24 protein-coding genes are annotated in these 26,363 nt (G+C 74.8%); 15 read left to right on the top strand and 9 right to left on the bottom strand.

Annotated elements, in window-relative coordinates; genetic code table 11:
* Positions 1–2: 2 nt before the first annotated feature.
* A complete protein-coding gene (locus H2O74_RS10230; protein ID WP_182111491.1) occupies positions 3–782 on the top strand; it encodes a 16S rRNA (uracil(1498)-N(3))-methyltransferase in 780 nt (259 codons plus the stop codon).
* Positions 783–807: 25 nt separating this feature from the next.
* Here the strand turns inward: H2O74_RS10230 and H2O74_RS10225 are convergent, their stop codons facing one another.
* Entirely contained in the window at positions 808–1,389 is a 582-nt protein-coding gene (locus H2O74_RS10225) for a Gmad2 immunoglobulin-like domain-containing protein (RefSeq protein WP_182111490.1), read from the bottom strand.
* Between the two features lie 82 nt (positions 1,390–1,471).
* On the opposite strand from H2O74_RS10225, the gene H2O74_RS10220 reads away from it, so the two are divergent.
* The 8 genes from H2O74_RS10220 (at position 1,472) to leuA (ending at position 10,991) form a co-directional block, all read left to right on the top strand.
* Positions 1,472–1,846 (top strand): HIT domain-containing protein, encoded by a 375-nt coding sequence (locus H2O74_RS10220; RefSeq protein ID WP_182111489.1) that lies wholly within the window; start codon positions 1,472–1,474, stop codon positions 1,844–1,846.
* A 137-nt stretch (positions 1,847–1,983) separates the two neighbouring features.
* Entirely contained in the window at positions 1,984–3,030 is a 1,047-nt protein-coding gene (locus H2O74_RS10215) for a PhoH family protein (protein ID WP_182111488.1), read from the top strand.
* Positions 3,027–3,479 carry an rRNA maturation RNase YbeY gene (ybeY, locus tag H2O74_RS10210; RefSeq protein ID WP_182111487.1) on the top strand — a complete coding sequence of 151 codons (453 nt, stop codon included), beginning with the start codon at positions 3,027–3,029 and terminating at the stop codon, positions 3,477–3,479. The genes H2O74_RS10215 and ybeY overlap by 4 nt, the downstream gene beginning before the upstream one ends.
* Positions 3,476–4,765, top strand: coding sequence for a hemolysin family protein (locus H2O74_RS10205; protein ID WP_182111486.1), 1,290 nt, complete (start codon positions 3,476–3,478; stop codon positions 4,763–4,765). The genes ybeY and H2O74_RS10205 overlap by 4 nt, the downstream gene beginning before the upstream one ends.
* Positions 4,762–5,706 (top strand): GTPase Era, encoded by a 945-nt coding sequence (era, locus tag H2O74_RS10200; protein WP_182111485.1) that lies wholly within the window; start codon positions 4,762–4,764, stop codon positions 5,704–5,706. Before H2O74_RS10205 ends, era begins: the two co-directional genes overlap by 4 nt.
* A 61-nt stretch (positions 5,707–5,767) precedes the next feature.
* A complete protein-coding gene (locus H2O74_RS10195) occupies positions 5,768–7,258 on the top strand; it encodes a S9 family peptidase (RefSeq protein WP_182111484.1) in 1,491 nt (496 codons plus the stop codon).
* Between the two features lie 98 nt (positions 7,259–7,356).
* Entirely contained in the window at positions 7,357–9,018 is a 1,662-nt protein-coding gene (locus H2O74_RS10190; protein ID WP_182111483.1) for a hypothetical protein, read from the top strand.
* Positions 9,019–9,284: 266 nt separating this feature from the next.
* The gene (gene leuA, locus H2O74_RS10185; protein ID WP_255491897.1) at positions 9,285–10,991 is read left to right on the top strand and encodes a 2-isopropylmalate synthase; all 1,707 of its coding nucleotides are present in this window, start codon (positions 9,285–9,287) and stop codon (positions 10,989–10,991) included.
* Between the two features lie 68 nt (positions 10,992–11,059).
* On the opposite strand, the gene rsgA is transcribed toward leuA, so the two are convergent.
* A complete protein-coding gene (gene rsgA, locus H2O74_RS10180; RefSeq protein ID WP_182111481.1) occupies positions 11,060–12,130 on the bottom strand; it encodes a ribosome small subunit-dependent GTPase A in 1,071 nt (356 codons plus the stop codon).
* A 330-nt stretch (positions 12,131–12,460) separates the two neighbouring features.
* On the opposite strand from rsgA, the gene recO reads away from it, so the two are divergent.
* On the top strand, positions 12,461–13,192 hold the full coding sequence (gene recO / locus H2O74_RS10175) for a DNA repair protein RecO (RefSeq protein WP_182111480.1): 732 nt from the start codon (positions 12,461–12,463) through the stop codon (positions 13,190–13,192).
* Positions 13,192–14,019 carry an isoprenyl transferase gene (locus tag H2O74_RS10170; RefSeq protein ID WP_182111479.1) on the top strand — a complete coding sequence of 276 codons (828 nt, stop codon included), beginning with the start codon at positions 13,192–13,194 and terminating at the stop codon, positions 14,017–14,019. Before recO ends, H2O74_RS10170 begins: the two co-directional genes overlap by 1 nt.
* A gap of 39 nt (positions 14,020–14,058) precedes the next feature.
* Here H2O74_RS10170 and H2O74_RS10165 read toward each other — a convergent pair whose 3' ends face one another.
* The 5 genes from H2O74_RS10165 to H2O74_RS10145 are packed head-to-tail and all read right to left on the bottom strand — an operon-like array spanning position 14,059 to position 17,658.
* Positions 14,059–14,565: a DedA family protein gene (locus H2O74_RS10165; protein WP_182111478.1), complete on the bottom strand. Its 507-nt coding sequence runs from the start codon at positions 14,563–14,565 to the stop codon at positions 14,059–14,061.
* On the bottom strand, positions 14,558–14,992 hold the full coding sequence (locus H2O74_RS10160; protein ID WP_182111477.1) for a Fur family transcriptional regulator: 435 nt from the start codon (positions 14,990–14,992) through the stop codon (positions 14,558–14,560). The genes H2O74_RS10165 and H2O74_RS10160 overlap by 8 nt, the downstream gene beginning before the upstream one ends.
* The gene (locus H2O74_RS10155; protein WP_370525727.1) at positions 14,992–15,924 is read right to left on the bottom strand and encodes a metal ABC transporter permease; all 933 of its coding nucleotides are present in this window, start codon (positions 15,922–15,924) and stop codon (positions 14,992–14,994) included. Before H2O74_RS10155 ends, H2O74_RS10160 begins: the two co-directional genes overlap by 1 nt.
* The gene (locus H2O74_RS10150; RefSeq protein ID WP_182111476.1) at positions 15,921–16,694 is read right to left on the bottom strand and encodes a metal ABC transporter ATP-binding protein; all 774 of its coding nucleotides are present in this window, start codon (positions 16,692–16,694) and stop codon (positions 15,921–15,923) included. The genes H2O74_RS10155 and H2O74_RS10150 overlap by 4 nt, the downstream gene beginning before the upstream one ends.
* 37 nt (positions 16,695–16,731) lie before the next feature.
* Entirely contained in the window at positions 16,732–17,658 is a 927-nt protein-coding gene (locus H2O74_RS10145) for a metal ABC transporter substrate-binding protein (protein WP_220457946.1), read from the bottom strand.
* Positions 17,659–17,886: 228 nt separating this feature from the next.
* Between H2O74_RS10145 and H2O74_RS10140 the strand changes: the two genes are divergently transcribed.
* From H2O74_RS10140 to H2O74_RS10130, 3 genes are read left to right on the top strand one after another with little or no spacing between them, the layout of a single operon-like run.
* Positions 17,887–19,272: a glycine--tRNA ligase gene (locus tag H2O74_RS10140; protein ID WP_182111475.1), complete on the top strand. Its 1,386-nt coding sequence runs from the start codon at positions 17,887–17,889 to the stop codon at positions 19,270–19,272.
* A gap of 16 nt (positions 19,273–19,288) precedes the next feature.
* Complete coding sequence (gene dusB, locus H2O74_RS10135) at positions 19,289–20,479, top strand: tRNA dihydrouridine synthase DusB (protein WP_255491896.1); 1,191 nt, start codon at positions 19,289–19,291, stop codon at positions 20,477–20,479.
* 27 nt (positions 20,480–20,506) lie between these two features.
* Positions 20,507–22,051 (top strand): PQQ-binding-like beta-propeller repeat protein, encoded by a 1,545-nt coding sequence (locus tag H2O74_RS10130; protein WP_182111473.1) that lies wholly within the window; start codon positions 20,507–20,509, stop codon positions 22,049–22,051.
* Between the two features lie 21 nt (positions 22,052–22,072).
* Here H2O74_RS10130 and H2O74_RS10125 read toward each other — a convergent pair whose 3' ends face one another.
* Together H2O74_RS10125 and H2O74_RS10120 are read right to left on the bottom strand one after the other, a co-directional pair.
* The gene (locus tag H2O74_RS10125; protein WP_182111472.1) at positions 22,073–23,812 is read right to left on the bottom strand and encodes an alpha-amylase family glycosyl hydrolase; all 1,740 of its coding nucleotides are present in this window, start codon (positions 23,810–23,812) and stop codon (positions 22,073–22,075) included.
* Between the two features lie 57 nt (positions 23,813–23,869).
* A complete protein-coding gene (locus H2O74_RS10120) occupies positions 23,870–24,934 on the bottom strand; it encodes a LacI family DNA-binding transcriptional regulator (RefSeq protein WP_255491554.1) in 1,065 nt (354 codons plus the stop codon).
* Positions 24,935–25,104: 170 nt separating this feature from the next.
* On the opposite strand from H2O74_RS10120, the gene H2O74_RS10115 reads away from it, so the two are divergent.
* Positions 25,105–26,349, top strand: a complete 1,245-nt coding sequence (locus H2O74_RS10115; protein WP_182111470.1) for an extracellular solute-binding protein — start codon at positions 25,105–25,107, stop codon at positions 26,347–26,349.
* Positions 26,350–26,363: the final 14 nt, after the last annotated feature.

Genomic DNA, 26,363 nt, shown 5'->3' with positions numbered 1-26,363 from the left:
CGGTGAGCGCCCCGGTCTTCCTCGCGGAGCCGGGGCAGCTGTCCGGTGCCGCACCGGGCGGCGCGTACGTCCTGCAGGGCGGCGAGGCGCGGCACGCCGGGGTCGTGCAACGTCGCCGCGCGGGCGAGCGTGTCGACGTCGCCGACGGCGCCGGCGTGCGGCTGCGGTGCGAGATCGCCGCGGTCGAGCCGGGTCGCCTCACGCTCACGGTGGTCGACGTCGTCGTGGAGCCGCAGGCCTCGCCCCGCCTCGTCCTGGTGCAGGCGCTCGCCAAGGGCGACCGCGACGAGCTCGCGATCGAGGCGGCGACCGAGGTCGGCGTGGACGAGGTCGTCCCCTGGCAGGCCGCCCGCTCGATCGTGGTGTGGCGCGGCGAGCGCGCCGCGAAGAGCCGCGCGAAGTGGCGCGCCACGGTGCGCGAGGCGACCAAGCAGTCCCGCCGGGCGCACGTGCCGGCCGTCGCCGAGCCCGTGGACACCGCGGGGCTCGCTGCACGCGCCGCCGCCGTCGTCGCGGCGGGCGGCGTCGCGCTCGTCCTGCACGAGGAGGCGAGCGTCCCGCTCACCGAGGTGCCGCTGCCCGACGGCGGTCCGGGCGGTGCCGCCGGGGCGGAGGTGCTCGTCGTCGTCGGCCCGGAGGGCGGCATCTCGGCCGAGGAGGTCGAGCGCCTCGAGGCCGCCGGCGCGACCGCGGTGCGGCTCGGGCCGCACGTGCTCCGGACGTCGACGGCGGGGCCGGTCGCCCTCGCCCTCCTCGCCGCACGCACGGGCCGGTGGGGCTGACCCGCGAGCCTGCGGTCACCGTCCGCTAGCCGACGGTGAACGTCACCTCGACGCGGTTGTCGGACGCGCCCGCGCCCTCGGTCTCGGACATCGACGCCTCCCAGACCTGGAGCGTCCACGTGCCCGGGTCGAGGTCCAGCTCGATGCTCCACGGCCCGATCTCGCCGTTGGCCCCGGCCTCGGTCCAGCCCTCGACGACGACGTCCTCGGTGCCCGCGGCCACGACCCGGTAGCTCAACGTCGCCTCGTACGCGGTGCCCTCGCCGGTCGCCGTCACGGGCGAGGTGACCTGCTGGCCGGCGAGCGGTGCCGTGATCGAGTTCGGGCCGTTGACAGCGGGTGCCGCCGCCGGCTCCTCGGTGGGGGCGCTCGTCGCCGCCGGAGAGGTGGTCGCGGACGCGCTCGGTGAGGGGGTCGCCGACGACGAGGCGGTCGGGGACGCGCTCGGTGAGCCGCTCGTGGCGGGCTCCTCGGTGCCGGTCTGGCAGGCCGCCGCGGCGCCGGTGACCAGGCCGGTCACGGCGAGGGCCAGCGCGGTGCGCCGGAGCGCCGTCGTGCGTCGTACCGCGACTCCAGACGCGGCGGGCGATGCGGTCGAGCGGGTCACGTGGGCTCCGTCCGTCGGGTGGGTGCCATGGTGGCAGGCGCCGCCGCCAGCGCGCGCCAGGCGCCGCGGCTAGCCTGTCGGCATGTCGCGCTCACCCAGCACCCCGGCGCCCGGTCGCGCCGACGACTGCCTGTTCTGCCGCATCGTCGCGGGGGAGGTCCCGGCCACCGTCGTCGCCTCCGACGAGCACGCCGTGGCGTTCCGCGACCTGGACCCGCAGGCCCCCGTGCACGTGCTGGTCGTCCCGCGCGAGCACCACCCCGACGTCGTGCGCCTCGCGGCGGCGTCACCGGAGCTGCTCGCGGCGGTGGTGCGCCTCGCCGAGGAGGTGGCCGAGGCCGAGGCGGGCGGGCAGTTCCGCCTCGTCTTCAACACCGGCCCGCACGCCGGCCAGTCGGTGTACCACGTGCACGGCCACGTGCTCGGCGGGACGCAGCTCGGGTGGTCCCCGGGCTGATCGTCCGGCCGCCGTCCGGGTGGGTGCGCCGGTACGATGGGTGAGCGCCGTCACCCGGCGCGCAGCCTTCGCCCGACCACGTCGCACGACCACGCGACACGACGACCTCCCGAGGAGACGCGGCCCCCGGCCGACCCATGTCAGACACATCTGCGCGACGCCTGCACGGCGCAGGCGGCGGCGACGTCGAGCACCGCATCGTCGTGCCGTCCCACCTTCCGGCGGTAGCCCTCCTGGGAACGGGGGACGAGGTCCTGCGTGCGGTGGAGGCCGGGTTCCCGGGCGTGCGGATCCACGCGCGCGGCGACCAGATCACGCTCCAGGGCCCCCCGGGTGACGTCGCCCTGGTCTCGCGCCTGCTGGACGAGCTGCTCGAGGTGGCCGCGAGCGGGACCGAGCTCAGCGGCGACGTCGTCGCGCGCTCCGTGCGCATGCTCACGGCCGCGACGGCCGCCCGGCCCGCCGAGGTGCTCACGCAGAACGTCCTGTCCAACCGTGGCCGCACCATCCGGCCCAAGACGGTCGGTCAGAAGGCCTACGTCGACGCGATCGACCGCCACACCATCACGTTCGGGATCGGCCCGGCGGGCACCGGGAAGACCTACCTCGCGATGGCCAAGGCCGTCCAGGCCCTGCAGGCCAAGCAGGTCAACCGCATCGTCCTGACGCGCCCGGCGGTCGAGGCCGGGGAGCGGCTCGGCTTCCTGCCCGGCTCGCTCAGCGAGAAGATCGACCCCTACCTGCGGCCCCTGTACGACGCGCTCCACGACATGGTGGACCCGGACTCGATCCCGCGGCTCATGGAGGCCGGCACGGTCGAGGTCGCGCCGCTCGCCTACATGCGCGGCCGCACGCTCAACGACGCGTTCATCATCCTCGACGAGGCCCAGAACACCTCCACCGAGCAGATGAAGATGTTCCTCACGCGCCTCGGGTTCGGCGCCAAGATGGTCGTGACCGGGGACGTCACCCAGGTCGACCTGCCGGGCGGGACGACGTCCGGCCTGCGCGTCGTGGAGGACATCCTCAGCGGCGTCGACGATGTCGAGTTCTGCCGGCTGACCTCGGAGGACGTCGTCCGGCACCGGCTCGTCGGCTCGATCATCGACGCCTACGCGGCGTGGGACGCGGACCGTGCGCCCGCGCACGACCACCGGGCCGACGGCAGGAGCGGGCGCCGGTGAGCATCGAGGTCAACAACGAGTCCGGCGTCCCCGTCGACGAGGCGGAGTTCGCGGCGCTCGGGCGTCACGTGCTCGACGCGATGCACGTGCACCCCCAGACGGACCTGTCGATCATGCTGGTCGGCACGGAGGTCATGTCCGAGCTCCACGTGCAGTGGATGGACGAGCCCGGACCCACCGACGTCCTGTCGTTCCCGATGGACGAGCTGCGCCCGGGCCAGGACGGCGAGCCGTCGCCGCCCGGGTTGCTGGGCGACGTCGTCCTGTGCCCGGAGGTCGCCGCGCGCCAGGCGCGCGACGCGGGGCACTCCACGACGGAGGAGCTGCTGCTCCTGACGACGCACGGCATCCTGCACCTGCTCGGCTACGACCACGCCGAGCCGGAGGAGGAGAAGGAGATGTTCGCGCTCCAGCGCCAGCTCCTCCTGACCTTCCTCGCCACGCGATGAGCGGTGCTCCTGCGGGGGCGCTGCTGGTCGTCGCCGCCCTCCTCGTGCTGCCCGCGGTGATGCTGTCCGCCGGCGAGACCGCGCTGCTGCGCGTGAGCCGCACGGCGCTGGCCGAGCTCGCGGCGTCGGACGCGCCGGTCGGTCGACGCCTGCAGCGCGTCGCCGACGACCAGCACAGCACGGCGTCGGCGGCCGCGTTCGTGCGGGTGCTCTGCGAGGCCCTGGCCGCCGTGGCGGCGACCCTCGGCCTGGCCGCGACCGGTCTGCGGTGGTGGCAGGTCCTGGCGCTCGCCGCCGTCGTCGTCGCCGCCGTCGCGGTGGTCGTGGTGCGGCACGTCCCGCGGACGCTCGGGCGCCGCCACCCGGTGGGGACGCTGCGCCTGACGGCGGGCTGGCTCGTCGGCGCGCGCGTGCTCACGACGCCGCTCGGGTCGGCGGGCGCGGGCATCTCCGAGCAGCACGAGCTCACGGACGACGAGCTGCGCGACATGGTCGACCGGGTCAGCGAGTCGGAGCACATGCAGGACGAGGAGCGGGAGATGTTCCGCTCCGTCCTCGAGCTCGGCGACACCATCACGCGCGCCGTGATGGTGCCCCGCACGGACATGATCACGCTGCCGAGCGGGACGCCGCTGCGCAAGGCCATGTCGCTGTTCCTGCGCTCGGGCTACTCGCGCGTGCCGGTCGTGGGCGAGTCGGTCGACGACGTGCTCGGCGTCCTCTACCTCAAGGACGTCGTGCGGCACCGCCACCTGCACGAGGGCTCCGACGAGGAGCCCGTCGACGGGCTGCTGCGGCCGCCGGTCTTCGTGCCCGAGTCCAAGCCGGTGGACGACCTGCTGCGCGAGATGCAGCGCGGCGCCTTCCACATGGCCATGGTCGTCGACGAGTTCGGCGGCATCGCCGGCCTCGTGACGATCGAGGACGCCCTCGAGGAGATCGTGGGCGAGCTCACCGACGAGCACGACCGCTCGCCCGTCGACGTCGAGGACCTGGGCGACGGCGCGTACCGCGTGCCCTCCCGCCTGCCCGTCGACGAGCTGGGCGAGCTGTTCGACCTCGAGCTCGAGGACGACGACGTCGACAGCGCGGGCGGCCTGCTCGCGAAGGCACTGGGCAAGGTGCCCCTGGCAGGGTCGAGCGCCGTCGTCGGCGGGCTCGAGCTGAGCGCGGACCGCGTGGAGGGACGCCGCAAGCAGGTGGCTACGCTCGTGGTGCGCCGCGCGCCCCTCGACAGCCAGGACGAGGTGCCGGACGCACCACCGACGCAGGGAGCTCCACGATGACCCGCCCGACCACCGACGACGGCACCTTCCGGTCCGGCTTCGTCTGCATCGTCGGGCGGCCGAACGCCGGCAAGTCGACGCTGACCAACGCGATCGTGGGGCAGAAGGTCGCGATCACCTCCGGGCGGCCGCAGACCACCCGGCACGTGATCCGGGGCATCGTCCACCGCCCCGACGCGCAGGTGGTCCTCGTCGACACACCGGGGCTGCACCGCCCGCGCACGCTGCTGGGCGAGCGGCTCAACGACCTGGTCAAGAACACGCTCGGCGAGGTCGACGTCGTGGTCTTCTGCCTGCCGGCGGACCAGCGTGTGGGCCCGGGGGACCGGTGGATCGCCCAGCAGCTCACCGAGCTCGCGTCCGGACCGCACTCGACCCCCGTCGTCGCCGTGGCCACCAAGGCGGACACCGTGCCCAAGGGCCGGCTCGCCGAGCACCTCATGGCGGTGGCGGCCCTGGGGGAGTGGGCCGACGTCGTGCCCGTCAGCGCCGTCGAGGGGTACCAGGTCGACACGCTCGTCGACGTCCTCGTGAGCCACCTCGAGCCGGGACCGGCGCTCTACCCGGACGGTGAGCTCACCGACGAGCCGGAGGCCGTCATGGTCGCCGAGCTGGTGCGGGAGGCGGCGCTCGAGGGCGTGCGCGACGAGCTGCCCCACTCGCTCGCCGTCGTCGTGGACGAGATCCAGCCGCGGGAGGGGCGCGACGGCTCGGACGGCAGGCCGCCCCTGCTCGACGTGCGCGTCGAGCTCTTCGTCGAGCGCGACAGCCAGAAGGCGATCATCATCGGCAAGGGCGGCGCCCGGCTGCGCGACGTGGGCTCGACGGCCCGGCGCGGCATCGAGGCGCTCCTGGGGGCCCGGGTCTACCTGGACCTGCACGTCAAGGTCGCCAAGGACTGGCAGCGGGACCCCAAGCAGCTGCGCCGCCTCGGGTTCTGACGGGCGCGGCGCGGGCTCGGCCCGTCCGGTCCAGCCCGACGGCGCGGCTAGACTCCGCGGCGTGCGATACCGGATCGCGCTCTCGAGCGCCGTGGCAGTCGTGGCGCTCGGCATCGTCGGCACCGTCTCCGGTCCGGACTGGGACCCCGTTCCCCTCACCGAGACGATCGAGGTCGAGTCGGCCGACACCGCCATCGGGGGCGTCGAGGGCGCGGACGCGGTCGGCACCTACGAGGTCGCGACCTCGGTGGTGACCGTCGAGCTCGCGGGCGCCGTGGTCGAGGCCCAGATCAGCGAGCCCGTGGGTGCGCAGGGCGACCGCCCGGGCGTGGTCTTCGTCCACGGCGCGGGGACGGGCAAGTTCGACGTCGCGTTCACGCAGCAGGCGCAGGCCCTCGCGAGCGCGGGCATCGTCGCGATGGTGCCGAACAAGCGGCTCGACACGTACACGACGCGCACGCGCGACTACAACGCGATGGCCAGCGACTACCTGCGCAGCGTCGAGCTGTTGCGCGGTCTGCCGGGCGTGGACAGCGACCGCGTCGGGGTCTACGGCGAGAGCGAGGGCAGCTGGATCGTGCCCGTCATGGCGGCGGACAACCCGTCGGTGGCGTTCGTCGTGCTCGTCGCCGCCCCCGTGGTGCCGCCGCGCCAGCAGGCGGCCTTCGCGGTCGACTCCTACCTGCGCAACACGGGCGTGCCGGAGGAGGTGCTCCGCGCCGTCCCGCGCGTGGTCGGCATGGAGTTCCCGGGCGGGGGCTTCGAGTACGGCAACTTCGAGGTGCGACCCTTCCAGCAGCGCATGCGTCAGCCCGTGCTGCTCGTCTACGGGACGGGGGACGCCGCGATGCCCACCGTGCAGGGCGCGCTCGAGCTGGTCGAGGACCTCTCGATGGCGGCCAACCCCGACTGGACCGTGCGGTACTACGAGGACGCCAACCACGGCATCAAGATCGGCGCCACGCTGGTCCCCGAGTTCGCCCGGGACCTCGTCGACTGGGTGCAGGGACTGCCCGAGACTGGCGACGCGGAGCCCCGGGTGGCGGGCGCGGAGCCGTACCAGCGTTTCCGCGCCGACCCCGTCGAGCGCCCCCGCTGGTTCGCCGAGGGTGACCTCGTCGTCGCGGCTCTCGGCGCCTGCGCCGTGGCGCTCCTCGTGGGCCCGGTGCTGTGGGTGGTCCGCCGGCTGCGTGGACGTCGCCAGCGCGCGCTGGGGCGGGGGATCCTCGCCCCGCTCGTCACGATGGCGGCGGGTGCGGCGCTCACGCTCGTGACCCTGGTGGCCTATCTCATGTCCGTCGCGCACCTGGCCCAGAACTACCTCACGAACCCCGTGCTCGTGCAGGGCGGCTGGCTCGCGGTGCGGCTGCTCGGGGTGGTCGCCGTCGTCGCCGGGGTCGTCCTGGTGTACCGCGTCCTGGACGCGCGGCGCCCCGGCGCGGAGCCGGCCGCGCGGACCGTCACGGGGGAGTGGACCCTGGCGACGGGGGTCGCCGGGTCCGCCGTGCTGCTGCTGATGCTCGCCTACTGGGGCGTCTTCCCACCGACATGATCACGTCGGCCATCCGGGTGCCCGCGGCGCTCGGTTGACCGCTACGGTTCTCCCGGGGCGGCTTCGCCGGGCCCCGGACACCGGAGGGGTTCACGACGATGACCGACGCACAGGGATTCACCGCCGCACAGGCAGCGGACCCGACCACGCCCGGGCAGACGCTCGCCGACATCGCGGCGCAGCGGCCTGACCTGCGGCCCGCCGTGGCGGCCAACCCGGCCACGTACCCCGGCCTGCTCGAGTGGCTCTCGGCCCTCGGCGACCCGGCCGTCGACGCCGCGCTCGCCGCCCGTGGCACGGCCGGGCGGGCGCCCGCCGCCGCCGCGCCGTCCGGTCCGATCACCGAGGTCCCCGGCCGCGGCGCGCCCGCGAGCCAGACGACCGAGCAGCCGACGGAGCAGCCGGCGTCGTCGCCGGCCGGTGAGAGCACCGGCGAGGTCACGCCGGCCGGCGAGGCCGAGACGGCCGTGCTCCCCACCGAGGGCCGCGCCGACGAGACCCCGACCGTCGCGCTGCCGCAGGGCGAGAGCACCCCCTCGTCGGGCGCCGCCCAGGAGTCCGGCGCCTCCCAGGGCGGCGGTACGCCGGCGTCCGCGCAGGGCCCCGCCGCACCGCCCTACAGCGCTCCCGCGCCGACGCCCTACTCCGCGCCCGCCTCGCAGCCGTACAGCGCGCAGCCCACCTCGCCCTACGGTCAGCCGGCGGCCGGCCAGCCGCCCTACGGCCAGCAGCCTCCGTACGGTCAGCCCGGCCAGGGCCAGCAGCAGCCGCCCCACGGCCAGCAGCCCGGCCAGGGCCAGCAGCCGCCCTACGGCCAGCGGCAGCCCGGCCAGGGCCAGCAGCCGCCCTACGGCCAGCAGCAGCCCGGCTACGGCCAGCCGCCCTACGGCGCCCCGGGCCAGCAGCCCTACGGGCAGCCCGGCCAGCAGCGCCCGTCGGGTCCGAGCGCGACCGCCTACCCGGGCGGGGCGTACGGCGGCCCCCCGGCGGGCGGCCCGACCGCCACGGCCTACGCGGGCGGCCAGTACCAGCCCGGAGCACCCCAGAAGTCCTCGAACAAGACGCTCTTCATCGTCCTCGGCGTGATCGGCGGGCTCATCGTGCTCGGCCTCGCGGCGTTCTTCGTCATCCGCGGCCTGCTCGGGTCCTTCAGCGAGCCCGACGGGACCTACGGGTCCGACCCGGAGCTCGACGGGCTGTACGACGCGTGCGCCGACGAGGACTGGGAGGCGTGCGACGACCTGTACTTCTCCTCGCCCCTCGGCTCCGAGTACGAGGAGTTCGGTGACACCTGCGGTGGCCGCACCGACGGTGGCGTGAGCTGCGTCACCGAGTTCGGTCGCTCGTCCGACCCGGACCCCGACCCCGAGGGCGAGCCCGAGGCCTATGGCGACGACCCGGAGCTGGACGCCCTGTGGGACGCCTGCGAGGCGGGTGACGGCGTCGCCTGCGACGACCTGTACTTCTCCTCGCCCATCGGCTCGGAGTACGAGGCGTTCGCCGACACGTGCGGCGGCACGACCGAGGACCGCGGCGGCCTCTGCGAGTACTCGTCCAGCGCGCCGTCGGACGAGCCTCAGAGCTACGGTGACGACCCCGAGCTCGACGCGCTCTGGGACGCCTGCGAGGCTGGCGACAACCAGGCGTGCGACGACCTCTTCATGGAGTCGGACGTCGGCACCGAGTACAACGACTTCGGCGACGACTGCGCCGGCCGGGGCCGGCCCGAGGGCCAGCTGTGGTGCGTGCCGGACGCGTGAGCCGGGGGTACAGTGACGGGGTGCGCGTGACACAGCCTCGGCTGCTTCTTCGTCGCCGCGGCGGGGCCTGACCGACCGGTCCCTCGCCGCGGTGGTCGGTGTGCCGGTCGCTCCCCGAAGATCCCGAGCACCGAGGACCAGCGATGAACCCCAGCACCAGCCCCAGCACGACGACGCCCTCCGCCGGTCGCGCCGGCGCGGCCGAGCGCGCGCCCGTCACCCCGGACGCGCCGTACCAGGAGCGCAACAAGCAGCAGCCGTCGCCGATGCGGGTGGGCAAGTACCGGCCCTTCCACGAGCAGATCCGGGTCGAGCTCCCGGACCGCACGTGGCCCGACCGCCGAGCCGAGAAGGCGCCGCGCTGGTGCGCGGTGGACCTGCGGGACGGCAACCAGGCGCTCATCGAGCCCATGAGCCCCGAGCGCAAGCTCCGCATGTTCGAGCTGCTCGTGGAGATGGGCTTCAAGGAGATCGAGGTCGGCTTCCCGTCGGCGTCGCAGACGGACTTCGACTTCGTCCGGATGCTCATCGACGAGGACCGCATCCCCGACGACGTCGTGATCCAGGTGCTCACGCAGTGCCGGGAGCACCTCATCGAGCGCACGTACGAGGCGATCGCGGGCGCCAAGCAGGCGATCGTGCACCTGTACAACTCGACGTCCGTGCTGCAGCGCGAGGTGGTGTTCCGCTCCGACCAGGACGGCATCCTCGACATCGCGACCTCGGGCGCCCACCTGTGCAAGAAGTACGAGGAGACGATCCCCGGCACCGAGGTCTACTACGAGTACAGCCCCGAGTCCTACACCGGCACGGAGCTCGAGTACGCCCTGCGGGTCTGCAACGCGGTGATCGACGTCTTCGACCCCACTCCCGAGCGCAAGGTGATCATCAACCTGCCGGCGACGGTCGAGATGGCGACGCCGAACGTGTACGCCGACTCGATCGAGTGGATGAGCCGCCGGCTGCACCAGCGCGAGAACGTCGTGCTCTCCCTGCACCCGCACAACGACCGCGGCACGGGCGTGGCGGCGGCCGAGCTGGGGTACCTGGCGGGCGCGGACCGGATCGAGGGCTGCCTGTTCGGCAACGGCGAGCGCACCGGCAACGTGTGCCTGGTGACGCTCGGCATGAACCTGCTGAGCCAGGGGGTCGACCCGGAGCTCGACTTCAGCGACATCGACCGCATCCGGCGCACGGTGGAGTACTGCAACCAGCTGCCCGTCCACGAGCGGCACCCGTACGGCGGTGACCTGGTCTTCACGGCGTTCTCCGGCTCGCACCAGGACGCCATCAAGAAGGGCTTCGACGCCATGGCGGCCCGGGCGGTCGCGGAGGGCGTCGAGGTCGACGACCTCGTGTGGGCGGTGCCGTACCTGCCGATCGACCCGCGGGACGTCGGCCGCTCGTACGAGGCGGTCATCCGCGTGAACTCGCAGTCCGGCAAGGGCGGCATGGCGTACCTCATGAAGACGGAGCGCCACCTGGACCTGCCGCGTCGCCTGCAGATCGAGTTCTCGCGCGCCGTGCAGCAGTTCACGGACTCCTCGGGCCGCGAGGTCACGGCCGAGGACCTGTGGCGCATCTTCACCGACGAGTACCTGCCGGTCGAGCCGGGGAGCGACCTCGCGCCGTGGGGCCGCTTCGCGCTGCGGGGCAGCCGGACGGTGAGCACCGAGGCCGGCCCGGACCTGCTCTCCGTCGACCTCGTCGTCGGGGGCGAGCAGCGCACCGTCGAGGGGCGGGGCAACGGCCCGGTCGACGCCTTCGTCGACGCGCTCGCGAGCCTGGGGCAGCCGGTCGAGGTCCTCGACTACGCCGAGCACGCGCTCTCGACGGGCGGCGACGCGCGCGCCGCCGCCTACGTCGAGTGCGCCGTGGGGGACCAGGTGCTGTGGGGCGTGGGCATCGACCCGTCCATCACGACGGCGTCGCTCAAGGCGATCGTCTCGGCCGTCAACCGCGCGCACCGCTGAGGCACCCGGCCGGGGCCCGGCCCGGCCGGGGCCCGGCCCGGCCGGGTCCCGGCCCGGCCGGGGCCCGGTCAGGGGCGCAGGGGGTGGCGGCGGTACGCCTTGGTGCGCGCCTTGAGCTCGCCGGCCGCGGCCGCGCGCAGGCGCGCGTCGACCCGCGCCGCCTGGTAGGCGGCCTCGCGCACGAGCTTGCGGTAGCTCCGCAGGCGCCGGGGGGCCAGATCGCCGTCCGCGACCGCGGCGACCACGGCGCAGCCGGGCTCGCTCGCGTGCGCGCAGTCGGAGAACCGGCACCCGGCCGCGAGCGCCTCGATCTCCGCGAAGACGTCGGCCAGCGCCTCCTGCCCGGCGAGGCCGACCGATCGGATGCCCGGGGTGTCGATCACCGCGCCGCCCCCCGGGACCATGTGCAGCTCGCGCGTCACGGTCGTGTGCCGGCCCTTGCCGTCGCCTCGCAGCGCGCGCGTGCGCATGGCTTCGCGGCCGAGCAGGGCGTTGAGCAGGGTCGACTTCCCGACGCCCGACGCGCCCAGCAGCGCCAGCGTCGCGCCCGCCGCGAGCCGGCCCCGCAGCGGCTCGAGCCCGACCTCGTCCACCGCGCTGACGGCGACGACGTCGGCTCCGGGCGCGATCGCGACGACCTCGCCCAGGAGCGCGTCGGGATGGGCGACCAGGTCGGCCTTGGTCAGGACGACGAGCGGCTCGGCGCCGGACGACCACGCGAGCGCGAGGAGGCGCTCGATGCGCGCGAGGTCGACGTCGGGCGCCATCGCCTCCACGACGACGGCGACGTCGGCGTTCGCGGCGAGGACCTGGGCGTGCGAGGAGCCGGCGGCGACCTGGGCGCGCACGACGGCGGTCCGCCGCGGCAGGACGGCGGCGACGATCCACCCGTCGGGCGGGACGTGTGCGAGCCGCACGCGGTCGCCGGCGGCCGGGACGGCCGTGGGGTCGGCCGCGGCGGCGCGGGCGAGCGCGGGTGACCACGCGGCCCGGACGGGCGACGCGTCGACGCTCGCGTCGGGCGCGGGGAGGAGGACGTCGCACGAGCCGCGGTCCGGGCGGACGACGCGGGCGACCGGCCCGTCGTCGGGACGAGAGGCGGGCGTGGCAGGGGTGGTGGGCGGTGGAGCAGCGGACAACGGAGTGACCCTTCGAGGGGCCGCGCCGGTCAGCGGCGCGGTCGTGCGGGAGGTACGGGCACGGGGACGACGACGACGTCGGTCATGGCGCGCACCTCCTTCCAGGGGTCCGTGGGCGCCGGCCGGGCGCCCGGGGCGGCGCGCCGGGTGGCGCGGCCGCACCACACCGACGCTAGCCCGCGGTGACGGCTCCGGGCACGCGAAATAGTGGACCGGACACGGCGGTGCGGCCGTGGGGGCCGGTGCGCCGGGCGGAGGGTGTGCGCGGTGCGGGCCGGGCGTGCGGCGCGGCGGGGGTGTGGTGTCGGTGGGGCGGGGGACAATGGTGCCGTGAGCCTCTACCGCGACGAGGCGATCGTGCTGCGCGCCCAGAAGCTGGGCGAGGCCGACCGCATCGTGACCCTCCTGACCCGCCACCACGGCAAGGTGCGCGCGGTCGCGAAGGGCGTGCGACGCACCTCGTCCCGGTTCGGGTCGCGGGTCGAGCCGTTCATGGTGGTCGACGCCCAGCTCTACACGGGGCGCAACCTCGACATCGTCACGCAGGTCGAGACGCTGGGGCCCTACGCCCGTGCCGTCTGCGCGGACTACGCGCTGTACACGGCGGGCACGGCCATGCTCGAGACGGCCGAGCGCCTCGTCGAGGCGGAACGCGAGCCCGCCACGCAGCAGTACCTGCTGCTCGTCGCCGCCACGCGGTCGCTCGCGGAGCGGGCGCACGCGCCGGGCCTCGTCCTGGACTCCTACCTGCTGCGGTCGCTCGCGATCGCCGGCTGGGCGCCGTCGTTCACCGACTGCGCGCGGTGCGGCGCCCCGGGTCCGCACCGGGCGTTCGCCGTCGGCTCGGGCGGTGCGGTGTGCGGTGCGTGCCGTCCGCCGGGCGCCGCCTCGCCGGCGCCCGAGACGTTCCGCCTCCTCGCCGCCCTGCTCACGGGGGAGTGGGCCGAGGCCGACGCGAGCGCGGACCGGGACCGGCGCGAGGCGAGCGGGCTGGTCGCGGCCTTCCTGCAGTTCCACCTCGAGCGCGGGCTGCGCTCGCTGCGCATGGTCGAGCGCGTCTGATGGCGCGTGAGCGCGCGAGCACCCGCGGCCGGCGTGACCGCGAGGTGCAGGCCCCGCCGCCGCACCCCTCGGGGGCGCGCCCGCCCGCGATCCCGGCGCAGTTCGTGCCGAAGCACGTGGCGATCGTCATGGACGGCAACGGGCGCTGGGCGAACGAGCGCGGCCTGCCCCGCACCGAGGGCCACGCGGCGGGCGAGGCGGCGCTGCTCGACGTCGTCGCGGGCGCCATCGAGATCGGCGTCACCCACATCTCCGCCTACGCGTTCTCGACCGAGAACTGGAAGCGCTCGCCGGAGGAGGTGCGCTTCCTCATGGGCTTCAACCGCGACGTGCTGCGCCGCCGCCGCGACACGATGGACTCCTGGGGTGTGCGGGTGCGCTGGGCGGGCCGGCGCCCGCGCCTGTGGCGCTCGGTGATCACCGAGCTCGAGACCGCCGAGGAGGTCACGCGCGGCAACGACGTGTGCACGCTGACCATGTGCGTCAACTACGGCGGCCGCGCCGAGGTCGCCGACGCCGCCAGGGCGATCGCGCGCGAGGTCGCCGCCGGGCGCCTGGACCCCGAGCGCGTCGACGAGCGCACGGTCGCGCGCTACCTCGACGAGCCGGAGCTGCCCGACGTCGACCTCTTCCTGCGCACGTCGGGGGAGCAGCGGACGTCGAACTTCATGATCTGGCAGGCCGCGTACGCGGAGATGGTCTTCCTCGACGAGTACTGGCCCGACGTCGACCGCCGCCACCTGTGGCGCGCCGTCGAGACGTACGCCCGCCGCGACCGCCGCTACGGCGGCGCCGTGGACCGGGCGACGGCGACCGACGCGCCCTGAGCCGCACCCGCGGCGTGCCGGGTCGCGGGGCGCTCGGCCTCAGGCGTCCTGGACCACGGTGACCGTCTCGGCGCCGGCCGCCGCGCGGCGGCGGCGCCGTCGGGCGATGAACACGGCGACCACGCCCGCCAGGAGGCACACGACCGCGGCGAGCGCCCACGGCGAGCGCGTGCCGAGCTCGACCGCGCCCGCGACCGCCGCCATCCCGCCACCCGCCCACACCAGCGCCCAGGCCAGGTAGCCGGGGAACGCCCACAGGGTGTACCGCGGCCACGCCAGCCGCAGCACGCCCGCCGACAGGTGCACCGCGCTCTGCAGGCCGACCGTGAGGAAGGACAGGGGCACGACCGGCATGCCCCAGCGCTCGATGAGGCGGGTCGCCCGCTCGATCTGCGGGTTCTCCAGCCGGTGCGCCCACCGCGAGCGCAGGACGCCGGCGGTGATCCCGCGGCCCACCCAGTAGGTCGCCTGGGACCGGACGGCCGCACCGCCGACGAAGAAGAGGTAGACCGGCAGGAACGGCCAGCCCTCGAGCCACTCAGGCACCGTCGGCCCCCGCGCCCACCTCGACGACCGCACCGCTCGTCCCCGCCCGGGCGCACCCGGTGCACGTTCCGAAGAGCTCGATCGTGTGCTCGATGTCGCTGAACCCGTGCGACGCGCCGACCCGGGCGGCCCAGGACTCGACGGTCGGCCCGTCGATCTCGACGGTCGTCCGGCAGGTGCGGCACACGAGGTGGTGGTGGTGCTCCCGCCGGGCGCACCGGCGGTAGAGCGACTCGCCGTCGGCGCTGCGCAGCACGTCGACCTCGCCGACGTCGGCGAGGTTCTGCAGCGTGCGGTAGACCGTCGCGAGGCCGATGCCCTCGCCCCGCCCGCGGAGCTGCTCGTGCAGCTGCTGGGCGCTGCGGAACTCGTCGACGTCGGCGAGCAGGTCGGCGACGGCGGAGCGCTGGCGGGTCATCCGCTGCATCAGCGGCCACCTCCCAGGGTGAGCTGGACGTCGTCGTCCTGGACGGGGTGGGGGTCGTGAGCGGCGCGCGTGTCGCCGCCGCGCAGGCGCGCGAGCGCCGGACGCGCGATCGACGTCGCGGCGTAGAGCCCGATCGCGAGGACGACGATCGTGGCGCCGGGGGACACGTCGTTCCAGTAGGTGATGGCCAGGCCGCCGACGCAGACCACGGCGCCGATGACCATGGCGAGCGTCATCGTGCGCCGGAAGGACGCGGTGACGAGCTGCGCGACCGCGACCGGGACGATCATCAGCGCGCTGACGAGCAGCAGCCCGACGACGCGCATCGCGAGCGTCACCGTGAGCGCCGCGATGACGGCGATCGCGAGGTTGAGCGCCCGCACGGGCAGGCCCGCCGCGCGCGCGAACTCCTCGTCGTGGCTCACCGCGAACAGGGCGGTCCGCAGCCCGACGCCGATGACCAGCACCAGCACGGTCAGGACGACGGTCAGGCCGAGGTCGGCCCAGGAGACCGTCGAGATGGAGCCGAACAGGTACCCCATGAGGTTGGCGCTCGTGCCCCCGGCCTGGGAGATGAGCAGCACGCCGCCGGCGATGCCGCCGTAGAAGAGGAGCGCGAGGGCCACGTCGCCCGTCGTGCGGCCACGCTCGCGGACCAGCTCGATGAGGATCGCGCCGACGAGCGCGGCGACGACGGCGCCCGGGATCGCGAGCGAGTCGGGCGCGAGGCCCGTGAGCGAGCCCACGAGCCAGCCGAGGGCGACGCCGGTGAGGGCGACGTGGCCGATGCCGTCGCCGAGCAGCGCGAGCTTGCGCTGCACGAGGTAGGTGCCGATGACGGGTGCCGTGACGCCGACCAGGAGCGCGGCCAGCAGGGCGCGCTGCATCAGCGGGTCGGTCACCAGGGACACGAGCTCGCTCCAGGCGGTCACTGGTCCCACCCCACCCTCGGTGCGATCCCCACGGCGAGGTCCTCCGGCGTCCCGTGCGGGTGCACGTGGTCGTGGTCCGCGCCGGCGTGCTCGGCCGACGGGGCGGGCGGTGCGCCGTCGTGCACGACGGAGCCGTGCCGCAGCACGACGGCGCGCCGGACGAGCGGTGCGAGGGCGCCGAGCTCGTGCAGCACCACCAGGACGGTCGTGCCGGCCGCGGCGAGGGCCGTGAGCGCGGCGGCGAAGGCGCGCTGGCTCGGCAGGTCCACGCCCGCGACGGGCTCGTCGAGCAGCAGCAGGTCCGGGCGGCGCACGAGGGCGCGCGCGATGAGCACGCGCTGCTGCTGGCCGCCCGAGAGCTCGCGCACCGGCCGCTCCGCGACGGCGGCGAGGCCGACCTGGTCCAGTGCCTCCAGCGCGCGCCGGTGCGCGTCCCGCGGCGGGCGCAGGCGGCGGGCGTGCAGCGTGCCGGACGTCACGACCTCCGCCGCGGTGGCCGGGACGCCGGTCGCGGCCGAGACCCGCTGCGGGACGTACCCGATGCGCTCCCACTCGACGCCGCGGCCGAGGGGCCGGCCGAGGAGCTCGATGCGCCCGCGGTCGACCGGCACCACGCCGACGAGCGCCTTGACGAGCGTGGACTTGCCGGACCCGTTGGCGCCGAGCAGGCCGACGACCTCACCGTCCTCGACCGTGAGGTCGACGTGGTGGATGATCGGCGCGCCGCCGAGGGTCACGTGCACGCCCGTCGCGCGGACCGCGGCGCTCATCGGCGGGCCTCGCACCCGACGGGGCGGGGTCGCGGGGTCAGGCGCACGCGAGCGCCTCCCGCAGGACCTGCAGGTTGCGCTCCATGGCGCCACGGTAGTCCGTGTCCTGGTCGGCCTGGCTCTCGATCGGGTCGAGCACCGCGGTCTGGACGCCCAGGTCGCCCGCGAGCGCCTCGGCGACGTCCGGGCTCACGAGCGTCTCGGTGAAGACGGTCGTGACGTCGTGCTCCTGGGCGAGCTCGCGGACCTCGCGCAGGCGCGCGGGCGACGGCTCCGCCTCCGGGTCGAGGCCGGAGATCCCGACCTGCTCGAGGCCGTAGCGCTCCGCGAGGTAGCCGAACGCGGCGTGGGAGGTGACGATCACGTCGCGCTCGCAGGACGCCAGGCCCTCGGCGAGCTCGGCGTCCAGGTCGAGGAGGTCGGCCTCGAGCGCGGCCGCCGCGTCCTCGTAGTCGGCGGCGTGCTCGGGATCGGCGTCGGCCAGGGCCTGTGCGACGTCGCCCGCGACGGCGGCGAGCAGGGTGGGGTCGAGCCAGAAGTGCGGGTCGGCGCCGTCGTGCGCGTGACCGTCGTCGCCGTGGTCCTCGCCGTGGTCGTCCTCGTCGTGCTGCGCGGCGTGTGCCGCGATCTGCGGGACGTCGGCCGCGTCGACCACGTGCTCCGGGTCGCGTGCCTCCACGGCCTCGTCGACGGCCGCCTGGAAGCCGCCCAGCAGGACGACGACGTCGGCCTCCCCGACGGCGCGGACCTGCCGGGGTGAGAGCTCCAGGTCGTGGGGCTCGGCACCGGGCGGCGTCAGCGGCTCGACGCGCACGTGGTCGCCGCCGACCCGCTCCGCGACGTACTGGAGCGGGTAGATCGAGGCGAGCACGAGGACGCGGTCGTCCTCGGCCTGCGGCCCGGCGCACCCGCCGAGCAGGAGCGCGGCGGCCGCGGCGAGCGCGGCGGGGCGACGAGAGGACATGACAACCATTCTCAAGACGACTGAGAACGGTTGTCAAACGCGCGGGTGCGCCGCGGTCCGGGGTGGGCCGCACGCGCCTACCGGCCGATTCGGTGCCGCGGTGGGGGCGACGCCGGTAACCTGGGGAGCGCCCGGCCGTCGGCCGTGGCGTGCACCCGACGACGTCCGTGCCCGCACGCGCACGCCGTGCGCGAGCACAGCACGGACCCGCTGAATCCTGGAGCTGATGTGGCACCCACGTCCCGCCTCGACGCCGTCACGAACCTCGCCAAGCGGCGCGGCTTCGTCTTCCCGGCCGGAGAGATCTACGGCGGTACGCGGTCGGCCTGGGACTACGGGCCCCTGGGCGTCGAGCTCAAGGAGAACATCAAGAAGCAGTGGTGGCGGGCCATGGTCACCAGCCGCGAGGACATCGTCGGCCTGGACTCCTCGGTGATCCTGCCGCGTCAGGTCTGGGTCGCGTCCGGCCACGTCGGCGTCTTCACGGACCCGCTCACCGAGTGCCTCTCGTGCCACAAGCGGTTCCGCGAGGACCAGATGCTCGAGGAGTTCGAGGAGAAGAAGGGCCGCGCCGCCGAGAACGGCCTGGCCGACATCGCGTGCCCGAGCTGCGGCACGCGCGGCAGGTGGACCGAGCCGCGCGACTTCAACATGATGCTCAAGACCTACCTCGGCCCCGTCGAGGACGAGTCCGGCCTGCACTACCTGCGGCCCGAGACCGCCCAGGGCATCTTCGTGAACTTCGCCAACGTCATGACGACGTCGCGCAAGAAGCCGCCGTTCGGCATCGGCCAGATCGGCAAGTCGTTCCGCAACGAGATCACGCCGGGCAACTTCATCTTCCGCACGCGCGAGTTCGAGCAGATGGAGATGGAGTTCTTCGTCGAGCCCGGCACCGACGCCGAGTGGCACCAGTACTGGATCGACACCCGGACGGACTGGTACGTCGGCCTGGGCATCTCGCGCGACAACCTGCGGCTCTACGAGCACCCGAAGGAGAAGCTCTCCCACTACTCGACCCGCACCGTGGACATCGAGTACCGGTTCGGCTTCCAGGGCAGCGAGTGGGGCGAGCTCGAGGGCATCGCGAACCGCACGGACTTCGACCTGCGAACGCACTCCGAGCACTCCGGCCAGGACCTCTCGTACTTCGACCAGACCAAGAACGAGCGCTGGGTGCCGTACGTCATCGAGCCCGCGGCCGGCCTGACGCGGTCCCTCATGGCGTTCCTCGTCGAGGCGTACGCCGAGGACGAGGCGCCCAACGCCAAGGGTGGCGTCGACAAGCGCACGGTCCTGCGCCTGGACCCGCGGCTCGCCCCGGTCAAGGCCGCGGTCCTGCCGCTCTCGCGCCACGAGGACCTCTCGCCCGTCGCGAAGGCGCTGGCGACCGAGCTGCGCGCGGCCTGGAACGTCGACTTCGACGACGCCGGGGCGATCGGCCGCCGCTACCGCCGCCAGGACGAGATCGGCACGCCGTTCTGCATCACCGTCGACTTCGACTCGCTGCAGGACCAGGCCGTGACCATCCGCTCGCGCGACACGATGGCGCAGGAGCGCGTCAGCCTCGACAAGGTCTCGGCGTACCTCGCGCCGCAGCTGCTGGGCAGCTGACGGGGGCGTCGTGAGCGTGCCGAGCGGATCCGCGACCCCCGGCCCGCCCCTCGGGGCCGTGCCGGGGGTCCGGCCGCTGCGCATCGGACCGATCACTGTCGACGTCCCGGTCGTCCTCGCGCCCATGGCCGGGGTGACGAACCGCGCGTTCCGGCGGCTGTGCCGTGAGCACGGCGCCGGGCTGTACGTCGCGGAGATGGTCACCTCGCGGGCCCTGGTCGAGCGCACGCCCGAGTCGCTGCGGATCATCCGCCACGACCCGGACGAGCGCCCCCGCTCGGTCCAGGTGTACGGCGTCGAGCCGACGACGGTCGGCGCGGCGGTCCGGATGCTCGTCGAGGAGGACCGCGCCGACCACGTCGACCTCAACTTCGGCTGCCCGGTCCCGAAGGTGACCCGGCGCGGCGGCGGCGCGGTGCTGCCGTGGAAGCGGGACCTGTTCGCGGCGATCGTCCGGGCCGCCGTCGGCGCCGCGGCGCCGCACGGCGTGCCCGTGACGGTCAAGATGCGCAAGGGCATCGACGAGGACCACCTGACGTACCTCGAGGCCGGCCTCACGGCCCAGGACGCCGGCGTCGCAGCCGTCGCCCTGCACGCGCGCACGGCCGCCGACTACTACTCCGGCACCGCCGACTGGTCCGCGATCGCGCGCCTCAAGGAGGCGGTCACGGACATCCCGGTGCTCGGCAACGGCGACATCTGGTCCGCTGAGGACGCGCTGACGATGATGCGCGAGACCGGGTGCGACGGCGTCGTCGTGGGGCGTGGCTGCCAGGGTCGGCCGTGGCTGTTCGCCGACCTCGCCGCCGCGATGCGCGGGTCCGACGTCCGCGTCCGGCCCGGCCTGCGGGAGGTCGCCGGCGTCGTGCGGCGGCACGCCGAGCTCATGGTCGAGGAGTTCGGTGACGAGTCCAAGGCGCTGCGCGAGCTGCGCAAGCACATGGCCTGGTACCTCAAGGGGTACGCGGTCGGCGGGCCCCTGCGCGCCGAGCTGGCCCTGGTCGAGTCCCTGACCCACCTCGACGAGCTCCTCGGGCGCCTCGACCTCGACCAGCCGTATCCCGGCGTCGGCGCGGAGGGGCAGCGCGGCCGCGCCGGCTCGCCGAAGCGTCCGCACCTGCCGGAGGGCTGGCTCGACTCCCGCGACCTCAGCGACGCGTTCCGGCGCTCGCTGCAGGAGGCCGAGCTGAGCGTCTCCGGCGGCTGACCCGGGGGTCGGGTCTACGCTCACCGGATGGGCCGGCCGCACGGGCCCGACCGCCCGCGTGACCTCGTCGACGTCGAGCTCGAGGACGCCGACCGGGAGGTCGCGCGCCCCGCGCGGGCCGCGGGCCGCCCGGTGCCCGGCGGGCGCGCCGGCGCGGTGCGCGGCGTGCCCGGCGGGCGCGCCGGCGCGGTGCGCGGCAGGCGCCGGCTCCTGGGCGCGGGTGCGGTCGCCCTGCTCGTGGTGACCACGGTGCTGGTCTCGGAGCGCGAGTCCGAGCGGGACCGCGCGCTCGCGGCGTCGCTCTCCGGCGTGCCCGGCGTCATGGCACCGCTGGACGGCGCCCTCGCCGAGCGGTGGCGGGTCGACGGCGACCGCGTCGTCGGCCAGGCGGGTGACGTGGTGCTCATCGCGGACGGCGACGCGACCACCGCGGTGGACGCCCGCGACGGCGAGCTGCTCTGGACGCGCCCGTCGCCCGACGGGCGCAGCGGGAGCTGCCGGCCGCTCGCCGACCTGGCCGGGCGCTCGATGCCGGCCGTCGGACGGCAGGGGCCCGAGGTCGGCGCCCCGTCCGGCCCCGACGTGGTCTGCGTGCGCTCGGGCCGCACGGGCGGGCGGGACATCGCCCCGCCCGCGCTGCGCGAGGCCGCGTCCGCGGCGGCCAGCACGACCGTGACCAGCGTGGACGGCGCGACGGGCGTCGAGGGGCGCGCGCTCACGGTCGCGGGCGTCCTGGTCGCCAGCGACGTGCTCGACGGCGACCTCGTCCTGGTGACCGACGCCGACGACGTCCGGCTGCACGTGACCCGGTGGGACCCGGGAACCGGCGCGGTGCGCTGGCGGCTGGTGGTCGGGCGCGACGTCGCGGCGGGTCTGCGGCACGTCGGGTGGCGCGACGGGACGGTCGTCGTCGCCGGTCTCGACGAGACCGTGGCCTACGACCTGCGGGACGGGCGCCCGGCCGACGTCGAGCAGCTCGACGCGGCGACCTCCGCGGTGGAGCAGCACGACCTCCCGGACGGGGCGCGCCTGGTGTGGCGGCACGCGCGGAGCGCGACGTTCCCGGGCGGCTCGGGGAGCGTCGTCCTGGCCGACGGCACGCGCACCGTGCTCCCGGGCCCCGCGCTGCGCACGGGCCTGCGTGACCGGTCCGAGCCCGGGACGCTGCTGGTCGCGACGTCCGGGACCACCGTCGGCGCCGTCGACGTCGCGACGGGCGCCGTGCTGTGGCAGGCACCGGGCTCGCGGAGGACGCGGGTCCCCGTGACGGTCGCCGGCCGCGCCGTGCTCGTCGAGGCCGGGACCGCCACGGCGGTGGACGTCCGCACCGGCGCGGTGGCCTGGCAGGTCGGGCCCCTGGGCGACGAGGCGCACGCACCGGCCCTGACGGACGGCACGCTCGTGCTGCTGCACCACCGCGAGGAGGGACGCGACGCGCTCGTCGCTCACGACGTGCGGACCGGGTCGCCGGCCTGGCGCGCGCCGCTGCCCGAGGGCACGAGGCACGTCGTGGGACCGCTGGACGGGCGGGTGCTCGTCGTCGGCGAGGGGTGGGTCGCCGGGCTGGCCTGACCCACCCCGCGCCGAGGCGGCTCAGGCCCGGCGCGCCCAGACCGTCGCGTCGCCGGGCACGACCGTCGCGCCCTGCGCGATCGTGACGGACGCGTGGAGCACGCCGTACCCCTCGGGCAGGGCGACCTCCCGCTCGCCGAGGTTCGCCACGACGAGGACGTCGTCGTTGTGGAAGGCGACGACCTCCGCCGGGTCGCCCAGGCCCTCGGCCCAGGTCAGCGTGCCGTGGCCGAGCCCGTGCTCGCGCCGCAGGCGCAGCGCGACGCGGTAGGTCTCGTACGTCGACCCCGCGACGCCCCGCTGGACGTCGGCGGCGTACCGCGCGAACGACGCCGGCTGGCTGAGCCACGTGCGGCCGGTGGGGGAGAAGCCGAACCCCGGCGCGTCCGCGCTCCAGGGCAGCGGCACCCGGCAACCGTCGCGGCCGCGCTCGGTGTACTGCGAGCGCCACCACGTCGGGTCCTCGCGCTCGTCGTCGTCCAGGCTGGTGTGCTCGGGCAGGCCGAGCTCCTCGCCCTGGTAGAGGTACGCCGACCCGGGCAGCCCCAGCATGAGGAGCGTCGCGGCCCGGGCGCGGCGCAGGCCCAGCTCCTCGTCCGGCTGCGGATCGCCCTCGCCGATGCCGTTGGGCTTGGAGCCCGGGACGGCCAGGCCGAGGCGCGAGGCGTGCCGGACGACGTCGTGGTTCGACAGGACCCACGTCGTGGGCGCGCCGACGGCCTCGTTGGCCGCGAGCGACGCCGTGACCACGTCCCGCAGCGCGGGCGCGTCCCACCGGGCCGTGAGGAAGGCGAAGTTGAACGCCTGGTGCATCTCGTCCGGGCGGACGTAGCGGGCCAGGCGGCTCAGCGGCTCGACCCACGCCTCGGCCACCAGGCAGCGGTCGCCGTCGTACTCGGCCAGGACCTGGTGCCAGTCGCGGTAGATCTCGTGCACGCCCTCCTGGTCCCACATCGGGCCGCGGTTGCCGGCGCCGGTCGAGCCGTCCTCGGCGCCCACCTCGCCCTCGTGCGCACCGTCGATCATGGCGGACGTGCCGGACCAGTCCGGCAGGCCCTCGGCCTTGACCATGCCGTGGGCGACGTCCACGCGGAAGCCGTCGACGCCGCGGTCCAGCCAGAAGCGCAGCACCGAGCGGAACTCGTCGCGCACCTCGGGGTTGGTCCAGTCCAGGTCCGGCTGCGTCGTGTCGAACAGGTGCAGGTACCACTGGCCCGGCGTGCCGTCGGGCTCGGTGACGCGCGTCCACGCGCTGCCGCCGAAGACGGAGGTCCAGTTGTTGGGCGGCTCGTCCCCGCCCGGGCCACGCCCGTCGCGGAACACGTACCGTGCGCGCTCGGGGCTGCCCGGCGCGGCCGCGCGGGCGGCCCGGAACCACGCGTGCTCGCTGGACGTGTGGTTCGGGACCAGGTCGATGATCACCCGGATGCCGAGGTCGTGGGCGCGCTCGATCAGCGCGTCGATGTCGTCCAGCGTGCCGAACAGCGGGTCCACGTCGCGGTAGTCGGCGACGTCGTAGCCGGCGTCGTGCTGGGGCGAGCGGTAGAACGGCGAGAGCCAGATCGCGTCGACACCGAGCTCGGCCAGGTGCGGCAGGCGGGAGGTGATGCCCGGCAGGTCGCCGATGCCGTCGCCCGACGCGTCGGCGAAGGAGCGCGGGTAGACCTGGTAGATCACCGCCGTGCGCCACCACTCACCGGCCTCGCGGCGGGGGGTCGGGGTGTCGACGGGCGCGGGCGTGACGGACGTGGCGAAGGACATGAGCTTCCCGGTGGTGTCGGTGGATGCGGGGGACGCGGCGTCGGGACGCCGGGGGCGTCAGTTGGCGACGGCGGTCGCGTCGACGGCCGGGACGCGCGCCGCCACCATCGCGGCGGCGGCGACCGGACCCGTCGAGCCACGCACGATGAGCTCGGGGTGGAAGAGCAGCTCGGTGCGGGGGACACGGGTGCCGGAGATCTCGGAGAGCAGGGCGCTGACGGCGGCCTTGCCCATCCGCTCCACCGGCTGGCGCACGGTGGTCAGCGGCGGGTCGGTGAAGGCGATGAGCGGGGAGTCGTCGAAGCCGACGACGGAGACGTCCTCGGGCACGCGGAGCCCGCGCGAGCGGGCGGCGCGGATGGCGCCGAGGGCCATGAGGTCGGACCCGCAGATCAGGGCCGTGTGGCCGCTGTCGATGAGCTCGCCGCCCGCGGCCTGCCCGCCCTCGACGGTGAAGAGCGTGCTGACCACGTGCTCGGCCGGGTCGGCCGCCGGGTCGCGGCGCTGCAGGGCCGCCGTGAACGCCGCGACCTTGCGGTGCGCCGGGATGTACCGGTCCGGGCCGATCGCGAGACCGATGCGGGTGTGGCCCAGGGAGGCGAGGTGGCGCAGCGAGAGCTCGACGGCGACGACGTCGTCGGTGGAGACGGCCAGGGCGTCGACGCCGCGCGCGAAGCCGTTGACCAGCACGATCGGCACCCCGCGGCTGCGCAGGCGGTGGTAGCGGTCACGGCCCGCGGCCATGTCGGCGTGGCGGCCCGAGACGAAGACGATGCCGTCGACGCCGTGCTCGAGCAGCATCTCGACGTACTCGTCCTCCGTGGTGCCGCCGGGGGACTGGGTGCACAGCAACGGGGTGTAGCCCCGCTCGGAGAGCATGGTCTCGATCGCCTGCGCGAGGGCGGGGAAGACGGGGTTGTCGAGCTCCGGGACGATGAGCCCGACCAGCCCCTCGGAGCGGGTCCGGAGCTTCTCGGGACGGTCGTAGCCGAGCACGTCCAGCGCGGCGAGGACGGCCTTGCGGGTGTCGGCGGCGACGCCGGCCTTGCCGTTCAGGACGCGGGACACGGTGGCCGTGCTGACGCCCGCCTGGTCGGCGAGGTCCTTCAGCCTGGTGCGCACGGTCGGCAGCGTAGAGGACACCTGTCCTCCCCTCGGGTTCGGTCTGCAACGACGTGACCTGAAAGTTACCGCAACGATTTGCAGCGCGCTATCCGCGGCGTTAGCGTCGCCGTATCAGAGTCGACGCGGCACGGCCCGGCGGCGAGAAACACGAACCACTGGAGAACACGATGCGACGGAGCATCCCACTCGTCGCGGCTGCCCTCGGCGCCGCCCTGACCCTGGCCGCCTGCGGCGGGGGCGACACGGACACCGAGGACACCGGCGCTGCCACCGAGGAGACCGGCGGTGCCGGAGAGGGCGGCACCCTGACCGTCTGGGTCGACGAGACCCGGCAGGCGGCCGTCGAGTCCGCCGCGGCGGCGTTCGAGGAGGAGACCGGCACGACGGTCGAGACCGTGCTGAAGAACTTCGACGACATCCGCGCGGACTTCCTCGCGCAGGTGCCGACGGGCGAGGGCCCGGACCTCACGGTCGGCGCCTCGGACTGGCTCGGCGAGTTCACGACCAACGGCGTGGTCGCCCCGGTCGAGCTGGGTGACCTCGCGGGCGACTTCGAGGAGATCGCCATCGAGGCGTGGACCTACGACGGCCAGATCTACGGCCTTCCCTACGCGATCGAGAACATCGCGATCATCCGCAACACGGCGCTCGCGGACTCCACGCCCGCCACCTTCGACGAGATGATCGCCCAGGGCCGTGCCGCGGGCACGACGTACCCGTTCCTCGTGCAGGTGGGCGAGGACGGCGACCCGTACACGATGTACCCGTTCCAGACCTCGTTCGGGGCGGAGGTCTTCGCCCAGGACGCGGAGGGCGCCTACCTGCCCGAGCTCGAGCTCGGCGGCGAGCCCGGCACCGCGTTCGCGCAGTGGCTCAAGGCGCAGGCCGACGCCGGCGTGCTGAGCACCTCGATGACCTACGACATCGCCGTCGAGGCGTTCAAGAACGGGGAGTCGCCCTACATCCTGGGTGGCCCCTGGATGCTGTCGACGTTCGAGGGCATGGACCTCGCGGTCGACCCGATCCCGAGCGCCGGCGGCGAGCCCGCGCGGCCGTTCTCGGGCGTGCCCGGGTTCTACGTCAACGCGCAGAGCGACAACCAGCTCATCGCGAGCGACTTCCTCACCGGCTACATGGCCACCGAGGAGGCCCAGGTCGCGCTGTACGAGGCCGGCAACCGCCTGCCGGCGCTGACGGCCGCGGCCGACGTCGCCTCCGAGGACCCGCTGACCGCGGGCTTCCGCGTCGTCGCCGAGGACGCCCTCCCGTCGCCCGCACTGCCCGAGATGGGTGCCGTGTGGAGCTTCTGGGGCGCCACCGAGGCCGGGATCATCAGCGGCTCCATCGAGCCGGTCGCCGGCTGGGAGAAGATGGTGACGGACATCCAGGCCGCCATCGACGCCGCCTCCTGACGGACCTCGTCACG

This window comes from Actinotalea sp. JY-7876 (genome assembly GCF_014042015.1).
GTDB lineage: Bacteria > Actinomycetota > Actinomycetes > Actinomycetales > Cellulomonadaceae > Actinotalea.
The sequence above is the reverse complement of the archived record's forward strand: the minus strand, read 5'-3'. Positions and strand labels throughout refer to the sequence as shown.